Source organism: Derxia lacustris (assembly GCF_002105195.1).
GTDB lineage: Bacteria > Pseudomonadota > Gammaproteobacteria > Burkholderiales > Burkholderiaceae_E > Derxia > Derxia lacustris.
Map to the genome: position 1 here is coordinate 97,116 of NZ_MUHU01000011.1, position 14,639 is coordinate 111,754.

Below are 14,639 nucleotides of genomic sequence, written 5' to 3' on the forward strand. Positions count from 1 at the left end.
AATTTGTGCTCATTCCGCGTGCCGATGTTTGCCTTGCCTCGATGCCGTCAGGCTTCGATGAGGATGCGCAGCATGCGGCGCAGCGGCTCGGCCGCGCCCCACAACAGCTGGTCGCCGACCGTGAACGCACCCAGATATTCCGAGCCGAGCACCATCTTGCGCAGCCGGCCGACCGGGATCGTCAGCGTGCCGGTGGTGGCGGCGGGCGTCAGCTCGCGGATGCTGGTTTCCTTGTTGTTCTCGACCAGCTTCACCCAGGCGTTGTCGTTGCGGATCATGTCCTCGATATCGGCAAGCGGAACGTCCTTCTTGAGCTTGATCGTCAGGGCCTGCGAATGGCAGCGCATCGCGCCGACACGCACGCACAGGCTGTCGATCGGCGTGGCTTCGGTGCCGAAGCCCGGGCCGCGGCCGAGGATCTTGTTGGTCTCGGCGCCGCCCTTCCACTCTTCGCGGCTGGTGCCGTCGCCCAGGTCGGAATCGATCCAGGGGATGAGGTTGCCGGCCAGCGGCACCAGGAAATTCCTGGTTTCCTCGGCGGTGAAGGCGTGCTGCTTCGCAAGGATCTTGCGGTCGATTTCGAGGATCGCGCTCGCCGGATCGTCGAGCAGGCTCTTCACCTCGGCGTTCAGCGTGCCGAACTGCGTGAGCAGCTCGCGCATGTGCTGGGCGCCGCCGCCCGAGGCCGCCTGATAGGTCGTGCTCGTCATCCATTCGACGAGGTCGGCCTTGAACAGCGCGCCCACGCCCATGAGCATGCAGCTCACGGTGCAGTTGCCGCCGATCCAGTTCTTGATGCCGCGCGCGATGGCGTCCTTGATGACCGGCTGGTTGACCGGGTCGAGCACGATGATCGCGTCGTCGGCCATGCGCAGCGTCGAGGCAGCGTCGATCCAGTCGCCCTTCCAGCCGGCTTCGCGCAGCTTGGGGAAGACGGCCTTGGTGTAGTCGCCGCCCTGCGCGGTCAGGATGATGTCGCAGCGCTTGAGCGCCTCGATGTCGTGCGCGTCCTGCAGCACCGTCTCGTTCCTGGCTTGCGACGGGGCCTTGCCGCCCGCATTGCTCGTGCTGAAGAACAACGGTTCGATGTGATCGAAATCACCTTCTTCGGTCATGCGCTGCAACAGCACCGACCCGACCATCCCGCGCCAACCCACCAGACCGACCAGCTTCATCTTCCCGCTCCCTGCTTTGCTCAAACCAGATATGTGAAATGCGTCACGCCAACGCCGCGACGACCGCGTCGCCCATGGCTTCGGTGCCGACCTTGGTCGTGCCTTCGCTCCAGATGTCGGGCGTGCGCAGACCGCTCGCCAGCACCATCTTCACCGCCGCCTCGATGCGGTCGGCCTGTTCGGCACGGTCGAGCGAGAAGCGCAGCATCATCGCCGCCGACAGGATGGTCGCGAGCGGATTGGCCACGCCCTTGCCCGCGATGTCGGGCGCCGAACCGTGACTCGGCTCGTACAGGCCCTGCTTGCGGTCGTTGAGCGAGGCCGACGGCAGCATGCCGATCGAGCCGGTCAGCATCGAAGCCTCGTCGCTCAGGATGTCGCCGAACATGTTGCCGGTGACCACCACGTCGAACTTCTTGGGCGCCTTCACCAGCTGCATCGCCGCGTTGTCGACGTACATGTGCTCCAGCGTCACGTCGGCGTAGTGGGCCGCGTGAACCTCGGTCACCACGTCCTTCCAGAACTGGAAGGTTTCGAGCACGTTGGCCTTGTCGACGCTCGTGACCTTGTTGCCGCGCTTGCGCGCCGCCTGGAAGGCCACATGGGCGATGCGTTCGATCTCGGGGCGCGAGTAGCGCATGGTGTCGAAGGCTTCTTCCGCACCGGCGAACGCGCCATCGGGGCTGCTGCGCCGGCCGCGCGGCTGGCCAAAGTAAATGTCGCCAGTCAGCTCGCGCACGATGAGGATGTCGAGCCCGGCAATCAGTTCGGGCTTGAGGCTCGATGCGCCGACCAGTTCCTCGTAGCAGATGGCCGGACGGAAATTGGCGAACAGGCCCAGGTTCTTGCGCAGGCCGAGGATGGCCTGCTCGGGGCGCAGCGCGCGTTCGAGCGTGTCGTACTTCCAGTCGCCGACCGCGCCGAACAGGATCGCGTCGGCTTCCTTGGCCAGCTTGAGCGTGGCCTCGGGCAGCGGATGGCCGGCCGACTCATAGGCCGCGCCGCCGACATCGGCCCATTCGTACTCGAAGCTTTCGCCGAGGGCCTGCAGCACGCGCATGGCCTGCGCGACGATTTCCTTGCCGATGCCGTCGCCGGGCAAGACTGCGATCTTCATTGGTGTTCTTCCTGTGAGGTGCGCGGGCATTGCTGTCGGCCCGCGCTGCCTTCCCGCCAGGAAGCTTGGGCGCCCGAAATCAGGCCTTGATGCCGGCGGTGATCGCCGTCTTGGCCAGCCAGGGGAATTGCGCGAGCCGGCGTTGCTCGAACTCGGCAATCTTGTCCTTGTGGCGCAGCGTGAGACCGATGTCGTCCCAGCCGTTGAGCAGGCATTGCTTGCGGAACGGATCGATCGCGAACTCGTGGCCGGTGCCGTTCGGCTCGATGACCAGCTGGCGCGGCAGATCGACCGTGAGCTGATAGCCCACGAACGCCGCCACCTCGTTGAACAGCCGGTCGAGCACCAGCTCGGGCAGCACGATCGGCAGCAGGCCGTTCTTGTAGCAGTTACCAAAGAAGATGTCGGCGAAGCTCGGCGCGATCACCGCCTTGAAGCCGTACTGCTGCAGCGCCCAGGGCGCGTGCTCGCGCGACGAGCCGCAGCCGAAGTTCTTGCGCGCCAGCAGCACCGAGGCGCCGCCGTAGCGCGGCTGGTTCAGCACGAAATCGGGATTGAGCGGGCGACCGCTGTTGTCGCGCCCGGGCTCGCCGCGGTCGAGATAGCGCCACTCGTCGAACAGGTTGGGGCCGAAGCCGGTGCGCTTGATCGACTTGAGGAACTGCTTCGGGATGATCGCGTCGGTATCGACATTGGCGCGGTCGAGCGGGACCACGAGGCCGGTGTGGACTTCGAACTTTTCCATGGCGCTCACATCTTCTCTTTCGTCTTTTCGGCGGCCTTCTCGACCGCCTTGCCGCCGGCCGACACATCCTTGCCGATGCCGGCAATCGTGTTGCAACCGGCCAGCGCCGCGATCACCGCCAGCAGCACGGCGGCGCGCGCGAAGTTGATTTGCGTCTTCATCGCTCAGCCCAGCTTGCGGACATCCGCAAAGTGACCTTCGATGGCCGCCGCCGCCGCCATCGCCGGCGACACCAGATGCGTGCGACCGCCCGCGCCCTGCCGGCCCTCGAAGTTGCGGTTGCTCGTGCTCGCGCAGCGCTCGCCCGGCTCCAGCTTGTCGGCGTTCATCGCCAGGCACATCGAGCAGCCCGGCTCGCGCCATTCGAAGCCTGCGGCCTTGAAAATCTTGTCGAGCCCTTCGGCCTCGGCCTGCACCTTGACCAGCCCCGAGCCCGGCACCACCAGCGCCGCCTTCACATTGGCCGCCACGCGCTTGCCGAGCTTCTGCACCACCCAGGCGGCGGCGCGCAAATCCTCGATGCGCGAGTTGGTGCATGAGCCGATGAACACCTTGTCGACGCGAATGTCGGCGATGGCGGTGTTGGGCGCGAGGGCCATGTACTTGAGCGCGCGCTCATAGCCTTCGCGCTTGACCGGGTCCTTCTCGGCCTCGGGGTCGGGCACGCGGCCGTCGACCGTCGTGACCATCTCGGGCGAGGTACCCCAGGTGACCTGCGGCACGATCTCTTCCGCGCGCAGCTCGACCACGGTGTCGAAGTGGGCGCCGGCGTCGGTGCGCAGCGTCTTCCAGTGGGCGACGGCGGCGTCCCATTGCTCGGCGCTGGGCGCGAACGGGCGGCCCTTGACGTAGTCGAGCGTGCGCTGGTCGACGGCGACCATGCCGGCGCGCGCGCCCGCCTCGATCGCCATGTTGCACAGGCTCATGCGGCCTTCGACGGTGAGCGCCTCGATGGCGCTGCCGGCAAATTCGATCGCGTGGCCATTGCCGCCGGCGGTGCCGATCTTGCCGATGACCGCCAGCGCCACATCCTTGCCCGACACGCCGAACGGCAGCTTGCCCTCGACGCGCACGAGCATGTTCCTAGCCTTCTTCATGACCAGCGTCTGCGTGGCCATCACATGCTCGACCTCGCTGGTGCCGATGCCGAAGGCCAGCGCGCCGAGCGCGCCGTGCGTGCTGGTGTGCGAGTCGCCGCAGACCACGGTCATGCCGGGCAGCACGGCGCCTTCCTCGGGCCCCATCACATGGACGATGCCCTGGCGCGCATTCAGGAACGGGAAGTAGGCGGCGGCACCGAATTCGCGGATGTTCGCGTCGAGCGTCGTGATCTGCTCTTTCGAGACCGGATCGTCGAGGCCGTCATAGCCGCGTTCCCAGCCCGTGGTGGGCGTGTTGTGGTCGGCGGTGGCGACGATGCTGCTGATGCGCCACGGCTTGCGACCCGCGATGCGCAAGCCTTCGAAGGCTTGCGGCGACGTCACTTCATGAACCAGATGGCGGTCGATATAGAGCACCGCCGTGCCGTCGTCCTCGGTGTGGACGACGTGTGTTTCCCAGAGCTTGTCGTACAGGGTCTGCGCCATCGCGGGGTCTTCCGGGCCGGAAAGCCTTCAAAATCAGAGCCTTCCATTATGCCACGCGACTTCCGGGGCTTCTGGGCCGTCGCTTTACCGGCGTGCCTGCTGATAGAGCGGCTCGACACGCTTGGCGACCACGCTCAGATCGGCGATGCGCGATTCGCTCGACGGATGCGTCGACAGCAGCTCGGGCTGCTCCTTGCCCTGGCTGGCGCGCTGCATCTTGTGCCACACGTTGACCGCCGCTTCCGGGTTGTAGCCGGCACGCGCCATCAGCTCGGTGCCGATGCGGTCCGCCTCGGTCTCCATCTCGCGGCTGTTCGGCAGGCCGACCAGCAGCTGATAGGCCTGTCCGCCCATCTGCTGCACGCCGCCGCCATAGGCCGCGCCGACCACCTGCAACAGGATTTGCGCCGGCATCTGGCGACTCATGTTCTCGCGCGAATGCTCGCGCAGCGCATGGGCGATCTCGTGGCCCATCACGGCGGCCAACTCGTCGTCGGTGAGCGAGAGCTTGTCGATCAGGCCGGTGTAGACGGCGATCTTGCCGCCCGGCATGCACCAGGCGTTCAGCTCGTCCGAGGTGATGACGTTGATCTCCCAGCGCCAGGCCACGGCGTCGGGCCGGAACACCCGCGTCTCGGGGATGAGCCGCTGGGCGATGGCACGCACGCGCTGGGTCTCGGCGGCGTCGGCGTTGAGCGCGCCCTTCTGCTGCGCGCCCTTGAGCGTCTGCGCATACTGCTGGGCCGCCATCTTGTTGACGTCGGCCGGGCTGACCAGCGGCGTCATGGTCTGGCTGCGCTGCACGCCGACCACGCCGGGCGCGGTGGTGTTGACCGTGGTGCAACCGGCGATCAGCGCGAACCCGAGCGACAGCAGCAGCCGGCGCATCACGCCCCCGCCTTCACGTCGCCGCATTGCGCGCGCTGCCGCAGCGCATGGTCGATCAGCACCAGCGCCAGCATCGCCTCGGCGATCGGCGTGGCCCGGATGCCCACGCACGGGTCATGGCGGCCATGCGTCTCGACCACCGTCGGCGCGCCGTGGATGTCGATGGAATTGCGCGGCACGCGGATGGAACTCGTCGGCTTGATCGCGAGGCTTACGCGCAAGTCTTGCCCGGTGCTGATGCCGCCAAGCACGCCGCCCGAGTGGTTGCTGAGAAAGCCGTCGGGCGTGATCTCGTCGCCGTGCTCGCTGCCCTTCTGCGCCACGCTGGCAAAGCCGTCGCCGATCTCCACGCCCTTGACCGCGTTGATGCCCATCATCGCGAAGGCGATGTCGGCATCGAGCTTGTCGAACAGCGGTTCGCCCCAGCCTGCCGGCAGGCCGCGCGCCACCACGTCGATGCGCGCGCCGCAGGAATCGCCGGCCTTGCGCAGCGCGTCCATGTATTCCTCGAGCTGGGGAACGATGGCGGCGTTGGGCGAATAGAACGGATTGTTCGGAATCTCGGCCGCGTCGACGAAGGGAATCGCGATCTCGCCGAGCTGGCTCATCCAGCCCGAAAAGCTCACGCCGTGGCGCTCGGCGAGCCACTTCTTGGCGACCGCGCCGGCCGCCACCACCGGCGCCGTGAGCCGCGCCGACGAGCGCCCGCCGCCACGCGGATCGCGGATGCCGTACTTGTTCCAGTACGCGAAGTCGGCATGACCTGGCCGGAAAGTGGCGGCGATGTTGCCGTAGTCCTTGCTGCGCTGGTCCTCGTTGCGGATCAGCAGCGCGACCGGCGTGCCGGTGGTCTTGCCCTCGTACACGCCGGACAGAATTTCGACGCGGTCGGCTTCCTGGCGCTGCGTCACATGGCGCGACGTGCCCGGACGGCGGCGGTCGAGATCGGGCTGGATGTCGGCTTCGGACAGCGTCATGCCGGGCGGGCAGCCGTCGATCACGCAGCCGATGGCCGGGCCGTGGCTTTCGCCGAAAGTGGTGACGCAGAAGAGATGGCCGAAGGTATTGCCCGACATGGCGATTCGGCCGCAGAAACGGCCGCAGGAGTGTTCCGGGCCGCCGATTCTAGCGAAGCGACCCGTTGCGGGCCGCCCTTGCCAACGCCCGGTTGCAGGACGCTGCTGCGAAGGCTGGCGACGCCCTCGCGTTCGATCGCCCACCCCGGCGCGGGGCGGGCCTTGCGCTTACACGCCGGGCTGGGCCTCGGCCTCGTCTTCCACCGGCCAGTCGCGGATGTAGGCCTTGAGCATCTTGTTCTCGAAGCTCTGCGCGTCGAGCACGGCCTTGGCCACGTCGTAGAACGAGATCACGCCGGCCAGCGTCTTGCCGTCGAGGATCGGCAGATAGCGCGTGTGCTTCTCCAGCATGATCCGGCGCACCTCGTTGACCTCGGTGTTGGGCGTGCAGGTGAGCGGATGGTCGTCCATCACGCTGCGCACGCGGGCTTGGCCGAGCGTGCCGTTGTTGGCGTGCAGACGGGCAATCACCTCGCGGAAAGTGAGCATGCCGACCAGATCGCCGTGCTCCATGACCACCAGCGAGCCGATGTCGTGCTCGGCCATGGTCTCGACCGCCACCGCAATGGCGGACTCGGGATGCACGGTGAAAAGCGCCGTCCCTTTGACGCGCAAGATGTCGCTGACCTTCATGGCTTGTTCCTTCCTCGATGACTGCACGGGTTGCCCGGGGTTGAAAGCTTGACCGGCTCCCCCCTGGCAGGCAAGTCGTAATCACGCGCGAATTGATCGCAATTGCGCCCGCGCCGAGCGGGTGAGGTCACGGCGCCACCGTGTGCCGCCAGCCGAGCCCGGCCGAGGTGCCGCCGCGCACATCGCGCACCGGCCGGTACTCGCAGCCGATGTAGTCGTCATAGCCCGACACGGCAATGGCACTGAGCACGTAGCGGTAGTTGATCTCGCCGGTGTCGGGCTCGTGGCGCTCGGGTGCGCCGGCAATCTGCACATGGCCGATGCGGTCGCGAAAGCGCTCGAAGCGGCGCACCAGATCGCCCTGCATCGCCTGGACGTGATAGCAGTCGAACAGCAGCTTGAGATTGGGCAGCCCGACCGCGTCCTGGATGTCGGCGGCCTGCTCCAGCGTGGTGAGGAAATAGCCCGGCATGTCGCGCGTGTTGATCGGCTCGATGACCACCGTGATGCCGCGCTTGGCGGCCTCGCTGGCGGCGAGCGCGAGGTTGCGCACATAGGTGGCGCGCGCCGCGGCGCTGGCGGCATCGGCCACGCCGGCGAGCACATGAATGAGCTTGTTGCCGAGCTGGCTCGAATACACGAAGGCCGCATGCAGCTGCTTCTCGAACTCGGCCTCGCGGCCCGGCACGGCGGCCAGACCGCGCTCGCCGGCAGCGAAATCGCCGAAGGCGGTGTTGTGCAGCACGGTCTGCACATGGGCCTGGAGCGCGGCATTGCGCAGATCGGCGGGCGGCAGCGAATACGGCTCGTGCAGCTCGACATAGCGAAAGCCGTCGGCGCCGGCGGCGGCAAAGCGTTCGACGAGCGGCAGCTCGGTGTACAGGAAGGAGAGATTGGCGGCGTACTTGAGCATCGGCGTGGGCGGCGCGGCGGGTGAATCCCGCAAAACGAATCCGGCCGCCGATGAGGGCAGCCGGTGCGAAATTGCCTGGACTGATAGCAAGGAATCTGCCGGCCGGGTTGCGTCGGCCGCCGGCGAGGCGGCGGCCGGGCGCTGCGGCGCAACAGCCGGTGTGCCGCCGGCCGCGCCAAGCGCTCAGCCGGTGCGCGGAATGCGCCGGGCGCTCAGCCTGTGACGAGCTTGCGCTTCATGCGCTCGCAGGCGGCGACCAGCTCGGCGCAGCTGCCCGGCTCCCAGGCCGAATGGCCGGCGTCGGGCACGACGATGTATTCGCTGCCGGGCCAGCGCCGTTGCAGGTCGTCGGCGCTGACGATCGGGCAGACCATGTCGTAGCGGCCCTGGATGATGGTGCAGGGCAAGTGCGCCACGCGCGGCACGCCGGCCAGCAGCGCGCCCTCGGGCATGAAGATGCCGTGCTGCATGTAATGGCACTCCAGCCGCGCCAGGCCGAGCGCGACCGCGTCGGTTTCCATCTGCGCGGCGGTACCGGCGGCGAGTGCCGGCATCAGGTTGGAGCAGCTGCCTTCGTAATGGCCCCAGGCGCGCGCAAACGGCAGATGCACCGCCGGATCGGGATCGAACAGCCGCTGGGCATAGGCATGCAGCAGATCGCCGCGCTCGCGCTCCGGGACCATGCCGGCGAACTGCCGCCACGCCTCCGGAAAGATGTAGCCCATGCCGTTGACGAACCATTCCACCTCGCGCTTGCGGCCCAGAAAGATGCCGCGCAGCACGAAGCCGAGCGCGCGCTCGGGATGCGCCTGACCGTAGGCCAGCCCGAGCGTGCTGCCCCACGAACCGCCGAACACCAGCCAGCGCTGGATGCCGAGGTGCTCGCGCAGCTTTTCGATGTCGCGCACCAGCACCGGCGTGGTGTTGTCGCGCACCTCGCCGAGCGGCGTGGAGCGGCCGGCGCCGCGCTGGTCGAACAGCACGATGCGATAGAAGGCCGGATCGAAGAACTGCCGGTGGCGCGGGCTGCATCCGCCGCCCGGCCCGCCGTGCAGAAACACCACCGGCACGCCGCGCGGATTGCCCGACTGCTCCCAGTAGAGCGTGTGGATTTCCGACACGATCAGCTGGCCGCGTTCATACGGCTCGATCGGCGGGTAAAGCTCGGTTCTCGGTTTCATGGTCATTGGGTTTCGAGCCGGGGCGTGACCGGTTCTACACGACGGGGCGCGCCTGTCGCAGAAGGTTGCGGGTATTCGATGGGACGGGAGAACCACGTCTCCAGGTCCGTGGCGAGCGCGGCATCGACCGCCTCGGCGGCATGACGGATGGCGGCCGGCGCGCCGCTGCGGCCGGCGGCCATCAGCGTGAAGGCGCGGAACACCTCGCTCACGCGGATGTCGCGCGCATCGACCACCAGCGCCCAGCGTTCGTCGTCGCGCGCCACCCGGCGCAAGCCGAGCCGGGCGCCGACCGGCGCGCGCGCCGCATGCACGCCCAGCCGCGCGACCCAGCCGGTGGCGACCAGCCGTGCCAGCACTTCCTCCAGCTCGCCGGCGCCGAGGCGGGTGCCGGCACGCAATTCGTCGAGGCTGGCGCCGGCGCTGCTGCCGCTGGCCGGCCGATGGGCGCGCCACAGCTGCTCCAGCACCGCCATCGCGTCGAGGAAGGCGTCGCCCGACTCGGGCACGCGCTGCCAGCGCTCGTTGCGCAGCACCGGCAGCGTCGCGGCCATGGCGGCGCCAAACAGCGTGATGAGCCAGCACAGATAGACCCACAGCAAAAACAGCGGCACCGCCGCGAAGGTGCCGTAGACCGTGGTGTAAGTGTTGAAGCGGGTGATGAACAGCGCGAACAGCTTCTTGGCCACCTCGAAGGCGATGCCGGCCAGCACGCCGCCGGCCAGCGCATCGGCCAGCCGCACCTTCTTGTTGGGCAGCACCAGATAGGCAAAGGTGAAGGCCGCGACCGAGAACGCCGCCGGCAGCAGCTCGATCAGGCTGGTCACCAGCCCGTCGTCGCGCCCGCGCGGATGGCCGACGATGACCGACGTGAGCGTGAGCGAGGCGCCCAGCAGCAGCGGCCCGATGGTGAGCACGGCCCAGTACATCGCCAGCCGCTGCAGCAGCGGGCGCGGCTCGCGCACCCGCCAGATGGTGTTGAACGCGCCATCCACCGTGAACAGCAGCGCCATCGACGTGAGCACCAGAAAGAAGCCGCCGACCGCCGAGATGCGCGCCGCCTTGGCCGCGAACTGGTTGAGGTAGGTCATCACGCCCTTGGAGATGGCGTCGGGCAGCAGGTTGTGCACCAGCCAGTCCTGCAGGCTGACGCGGAACTGGTCGAACAGCGGGAAGGCGGTGAACAGCGCCAGCGCCACCGTGAGCAGCGGCACCAGCGACAGCACCGTGGTGTAGGTGAGGCTGCCGGCCACGTCGGCGATGCGCTCCTCGCGCAGGCGGCGACCGGCAAAACGCAGCGCCGCGAGCGCGGTGGCGGCATCGAGCCGGCGCAGCCGGGCGACGAAACGCCGCAGCGGGGGAAGGGGGTGCGAAGGGGTCATCGCGACCGATCATAAATAATGGTCCGTTTAGACCTGCCGGTTGCCGCCATGAATTCTTCGATCGTCCCGCCTGCCGCCGAAACCCCGCCGCCCGGCGGCGATCCCCGGCGTGCGCGCCTCGCCTGGCTGACGGCCTGCGCGGCCCTGAGCCTGCTGATCCTGCTGCTCACCGCCTGGGAGCTGCGGCTTGCGCCGCTGCGGCCGGGTGGCTCCTGGCTGGTGCTCAAGGTGCTGCCGCTGCTGCTGGCGCTGCCGGGCGTGCTCAAGCGCCGGCTCTACACCTTTCAATGGGCGTCGCTGCTGCTGGTGGTCTATCTGGGCGAAGGCGCGCTGCGGGTGGCGAGCGATCCGGGGCTGATGTCGCGGGTGCTGGCGGGTGCCGAGCTGGCGCTGACGCTGGTCGCCTTCACCGCGCTGCTGGTGTATGCGCGGCCCTACAAGCAGGCCTACAAGGTGCGCAAGAAGGCGCTGGAGGCAGCCGCGCGCGGAGAAGCGGCGTGAGCGACGCACTGCTCGCCCGGCTGCGCGATGCCGTCGGCGCAGCCAATGTCATCACCGACGCGGCCGATCAGGCCGGCTACCTGACCGACTGGCGCGGTCGCTACACCGGCCGCGCGCTGGCCGTGGTGCGCCCCGCCAGCACGCAGCAGGTGGCCGCCGTGGTGCGCGCCTGCGCCGACACGCGCACCGCAATCGTGCCCCAGGGCGGCAACACGGGGCTGGTGGGCGGAGCCACGCCCGCTGCCGACGGCCGCGCCATCGTGCTGAGCCTGCGCCGCATGAATGCCATCCGCAGCCTCGACGCGGCCAACGCCACGCTGGTCGCCGAGGCCGGCTGCACGCTGGCAACGGTGCAGGCGGCGGCCGAGGACGCGGGGCGGCTGTTTCCGCTTGCGCTTGCATCGCAGGGCAGCTGCACGGTGGGCGGCAATCTGTCGACCAATGCCGGCGGCGTGCAGGTGCTGCGCTACGGCAATGCGCGCGAACTCTGCCTCGGGCTCGAAGTGGTCACCGCCTCGGGCGAGATCTGGAGCGGCCTGTCGGGCCTGCGCAAGGACAACAGCGGCTATGCGCTGCGCGAGCTGTTCATCGGCGCCGAAGGCACGCTCGGCATCATCACCGCCGCCTGCCTGCGGCTGTTTCCGCAGCCGGCGGCGCGCATCACCTGCCTGTTCGCGCTCGACGACCTGGACGCCGCGCTGCGGCTGCTGGGTCGGGCCCAGACGCTGGCCGGCCCGGCGCTGACGGCATTCGAGGTGTTCAACGCGCTCTGCCTGGAACTGGTGCTGCGCCATGTGCCGGGCAGCCGCGCGCCGTTTGCCGAGCGCCATGCGCAGTACGCGCTGGTCGAGCTGTCCGATCACGATGGCGAGGCCCACGGTCTGGCGCTGGCCGAGGCGCTCGCCGCCGCGGCCATCGACGCTGGCGAGGCGCGCGATGCGGTCGTGGCCCAGCATCTGGCCCAGGCGCAGGCGCTGTGGGCGCTGCGCGAAAACATCTCCGAAGCCCAGGCGCGCGAGGGCAAGAACCTCAAGCTCGACATCTCGGTACCGGTATCGGCGGTGCCCGAATTCGTCGCCAGCGTGGGCGCCCGGCTGGCGCGCGAGCATCCCGGGCTGCGGCCGGTGACCTTCGGCCATCTGGGCGACGGCAATCTGCACTTCAACCTGAGCCCGGCGCTCGACGCTGCCGGCCAGCCCGAGCCCGAGGCCGACTTCCTCGCGCGCCAGGACGCGATCTACCGCCAGGTGCACGATGAGCTGATGGCGCGCGGCGGGTCGATCTCGGCCGAGCACGGCATCGGCCAGCTGCGGCGTGATGAACTGTTGCGCACCAAGCCTGCGCCGGCGCTCAAGCTGATGCGCGCCATCAAGCAGGCGCTCGACCCGGACGGGCTGATGAATCCGGGCAAGCTGATCTAGCGGAGATCGTCATGACCCACAGGCTTCAAGGCCGCCCCTGGCTCGTTCTGCTGGTCGCGCTGGGCCTCGCCGGCCCGGCGGCGGCGCAGCAGGTCTATCGCTGCGATGTCGGCGGCCGCACCACCTATGCCGACAAGCCCTGCGCCGACGGCAGCCGACAGAGCGTGGTCGAGCCGCCGCCGGTGGTGTCGCCCGAAGCGCAGGCCGCCGCCCAGGCGCGCAGCGACCGGCTCATCCGCGAGGCCGAGGTGGCCGACGCCCGCCGCGAAGCCGCCGCGCGCGCGGCCGAACAGCGCGCCGATGCGCTGCGCCTGCAACAGCTGCGCAGCGACGAGGCCCGCGCGCTCGCCGACAGCGCCAGCGGCGACCTCGAAGCGCCGATCGTGCGGCGCCGCCGCCATGTGCTGGTCGACGACCGCTATGTGCTGCGACCGCTGCCGCGCACCACGCCGCAGACGCCCGCCGTCACGCCGGTCAAGCCGACCGGGCAGATCCATCTGAAGGTCAAGCCCTAAGCCGCTCAGTCGTCGGTCAGCGCCCAGCCGGGCCGGCCGACGCCGCTGTCGGCCCGGCCCTCGGCCACTTCCAGCGCGCGCAGCAGCAGCTCGGGACCGGCGCCGCGCAGCTCGTTGGCATCGCTGAGCAGCTGCCGGAAGCGCCGGGCGCGCCGCATGCCGTTGTAAAGCCCGAGCAGATGGCGCGCGATGTTGCGCAACGGCGTGCCGTGCTCGGCCTGCTCGCGCGCGGCATAGGCGGCCATCGCGCGCAGCACCGTCTCGCGCGTCGGCGCCTGCCAGTCGTCGCCGGCGGCGCGCAGGAATTCGCCTTCCCACAGGGCCAGCGCATAGGGGTTGTGATAGGCCTCGCGGCCGATCATCACACCGTCGAGCTGCACGCCGTCGGCCGTGGGCGCGAGCCGCGCGCCGATGGCGCCGGTGTCGGCGATGCCGCCGTTGACCACGATTTGCAGCGCCGGAAAGTCGCGCTTGAGCCGCTCGGCGAAGTCGTAGCGCAGCGGCGGCACCTCGCGGTTTTCCTTCGGGCTCAGGCCCTTCAGCCAGGCATTGCGCGCATGCACGATGAACAGCCCGCAGCCGGCCTCGGCCACCACGCCGACGAAATCGCGCACGAAGTCGTAACTTTCCACGCGGTCGAGGCCGATGCGGTGCTTGACCGTGACCGGCAGCGGCGTGGCATCGGCCATCGCCTTGACGCAGTCGGCCACCAGCTGCGGCTCGGCCATCAGGCAGGCGCCAAAGCTGCCGCGCTGCACCCGCTCGCTCGGGCAGCCGCAGTTGAGGTTGATCTCGTCATAGCCGTAGTCGGCGGCCAGCTTGGCGCACTGCGCCAGCTCGGCCGGCTCGCTGCCGCCCAGTTGCAGCGCCACCGGATGCTCGGCGGCGTCGAAGCGCAGATGACGCGGCACATCGCCGTGCAGCAGCGCGCCCGAGGTGACCATCTCGGTGTAGAGGAAGGCGCGCGGCGACAGCAGCCGGTGCAGCTGGCGGCAATGGCGGTCGGTCCAGTCGAGCATCGGCGCGACGCAGATGCGGTGAGCAGCCGTTCGCATTGCGACGGATCGGGTTGAAACTGATTCAAATGTCATGGTCGGCGGGATTGTAGGATGCAGCCCATCAGTCGCCCCCGCCTCGCAGCCCTCCATGGCCCAGACACAAGCCTCCGCCCAACTGGGCCGTTACCTGCTTTCCAAGGCGCGCTGGTCGGCGCTCGATCCCGGCTCGCTGGCCATCGTCATCGATGAACTCGAAGCGCTCGCCGCCGCCAGCGCGCCCGGCGCCGCCAGCATGCGGCTGTGGCGGCTGCGCAATGCCGCCGTCGGCTGCTATCTGGCTGCCGGCGGCGAGCCCTTCGACAGCCTGCTCGATCCGCGCCTGCACCGCTTCGCGCCGCTCGGGCCGCGCGCCCGCAGCGCCGCCGGCGCGCGCCGCAAGCCGCTGCCGCAACGCGCCGCCGCCGGCTGCGATCACGACGACCACGCCTGCCACTGCCACTGAGGCTTC

General features: G+C 69.1%; 16 protein-coding genes. 4 read left to right on the top strand and 12 right to left on the bottom strand.

The window, feature by feature from the left end; translation table 11 throughout:
* Positions 1-47 precede the first annotated feature (47 nt).
* From asd to B9P64_RS11890, 11 genes are all read right to left on the bottom strand, one after another.
* The gene (gene asd / locus B9P64_RS11840) at positions 48-1,175 is read right to left on the bottom strand and encodes an aspartate-semialdehyde dehydrogenase (RefSeq protein ID WP_085316452.1); all 1,128 of its coding nucleotides are present in this window, start codon (positions 1,173-1,175) and stop codon (positions 48-50) included.
* A gap of 43 nt (positions 1,176-1,218) precedes the next feature.
* A complete protein-coding gene (leuB, locus tag B9P64_RS11845; protein WP_085316453.1) occupies positions 1,219-2,292 on the bottom strand; it encodes a 3-isopropylmalate dehydrogenase in 1,074 nt (357 codons plus the stop codon).
* A gap of 79 nt (positions 2,293-2,371) precedes the next feature.
* Positions 2,372-3,037, bottom strand: a complete 666-nt coding sequence (gene leuD / locus B9P64_RS11850; protein WP_085316454.1) for a 3-isopropylmalate dehydratase small subunit — start codon at positions 3,035-3,037, stop codon at positions 2,372-2,374.
* Between the two features lie 5 nt (positions 3,038-3,042).
* The gene (locus B9P64_RS11855) at positions 3,043-3,198 is read right to left on the bottom strand and encodes an entericidin A/B family lipoprotein (RefSeq protein WP_085316455.1); all 156 of its coding nucleotides are present in this window, start codon (positions 3,196-3,198) and stop codon (positions 3,043-3,045) included.
* A gap of 3 nt (positions 3,199-3,201) precedes the next feature.
* Positions 3,202-4,623 carry a 3-isopropylmalate dehydratase large subunit gene (gene leuC / locus B9P64_RS11860; RefSeq protein ID WP_085316456.1) on the bottom strand — a complete coding sequence of 474 codons (1,422 nt, stop codon included), beginning with the start codon at positions 4,621-4,623 and terminating at the stop codon, positions 3,202-3,204.
* 84 nt (positions 4,624-4,707) lie between these two features.
* Positions 4,708-5,511: a M48 family metallopeptidase gene (locus tag B9P64_RS11865; protein WP_235839982.1), complete on the bottom strand. Its 804-nt coding sequence runs from the start codon at positions 5,509-5,511 to the stop codon at positions 4,708-4,710.
* The gene (gene aroC / locus B9P64_RS11870; protein WP_085316458.1) at positions 5,511-6,587 is read right to left on the bottom strand and encodes a chorismate synthase; all 1,077 of its coding nucleotides are present in this window, start codon (positions 6,585-6,587) and stop codon (positions 5,511-5,513) included. The genes B9P64_RS11865 and aroC overlap by 1 nt, the downstream gene beginning before the upstream one ends.
* A gap of 168 nt (positions 6,588-6,755) precedes the next feature.
* Positions 6,756-7,220, bottom strand: coding sequence for a CBS domain-containing protein (locus B9P64_RS11875; RefSeq protein WP_085316459.1), 465 nt, complete (start codon positions 7,218-7,220; stop codon positions 6,756-6,758).
* A 127-nt stretch (positions 7,221-7,347) separates the two neighbouring features.
* The gene (locus B9P64_RS11880; RefSeq protein ID WP_085316460.1) at positions 7,348-8,133 is read right to left on the bottom strand and encodes a hydroxypyruvate isomerase family protein; all 786 of its coding nucleotides are present in this window, start codon (positions 8,131-8,133) and stop codon (positions 7,348-7,350) included.
* Between the two features lie 212 nt (positions 8,134-8,345).
* A complete protein-coding gene (pip, locus tag B9P64_RS11885; RefSeq protein ID WP_139826286.1) occupies positions 8,346-9,314 on the bottom strand; it encodes a prolyl aminopeptidase in 969 nt (322 codons plus the stop codon).
* Positions 9,315-9,316: 2 nt separating this feature from the next.
* Positions 9,317-10,696 (bottom strand): YihY family inner membrane protein, encoded by a 1,380-nt coding sequence (locus tag B9P64_RS11890; RefSeq protein WP_085316462.1) that lies wholly within the window; start codon positions 10,694-10,696, stop codon positions 9,317-9,319.
* Between the two features lie 48 nt (positions 10,697-10,744).
* On the opposite strand from B9P64_RS11890, the gene B9P64_RS11895 reads away from it, so the two are divergent.
* The 3 genes from B9P64_RS11895 to B9P64_RS11905 are packed head-to-tail and all read left to right on the top strand — an operon-like array spanning position 10,745 to position 13,133.
* Positions 10,745-11,197, top strand: a complete 453-nt coding sequence (locus B9P64_RS11895) for a DUF2069 domain-containing protein (protein WP_085316463.1) — start codon at positions 10,745-10,747, stop codon at positions 11,195-11,197.
* A complete protein-coding gene (locus B9P64_RS11900; protein WP_085316464.1) occupies positions 11,194-12,618 on the top strand; it encodes an FAD-binding oxidoreductase in 1,425 nt (474 codons plus the stop codon). Before B9P64_RS11895 ends, B9P64_RS11900 begins: the two co-directional genes overlap by 4 nt.
* A gap of 11 nt (positions 12,619-12,629) precedes the next feature.
* The gene (locus B9P64_RS11905; protein ID WP_085316465.1) at positions 12,630-13,133 is read left to right on the top strand and encodes a DUF4124 domain-containing protein; all 504 of its coding nucleotides are present in this window, start codon (positions 12,630-12,632) and stop codon (positions 13,131-13,133) included.
* A gap of 5 nt (positions 13,134-13,138) precedes the next feature.
* On the opposite strand, the gene dusA is transcribed toward B9P64_RS11905, so the two are convergent.
* Entirely contained in the window at positions 13,139-14,188 is a 1,050-nt protein-coding gene (gene dusA / locus B9P64_RS11910; RefSeq protein ID WP_235839983.1) for a tRNA dihydrouridine(20/20a) synthase DusA, read from the bottom strand.
* 91 nt (positions 14,189-14,279) lie between these two features.
* On the opposite strand from dusA, the gene B9P64_RS24410 reads away from it, so the two are divergent.
* Positions 14,280-14,633, top strand: a complete 354-nt coding sequence (locus B9P64_RS24410; protein WP_139826287.1) for a hypothetical protein — start codon at positions 14,280-14,282, stop codon at positions 14,631-14,633.
* The last annotated feature ends 6 nt before the right edge of the window (positions 14,634-14,639 follow it).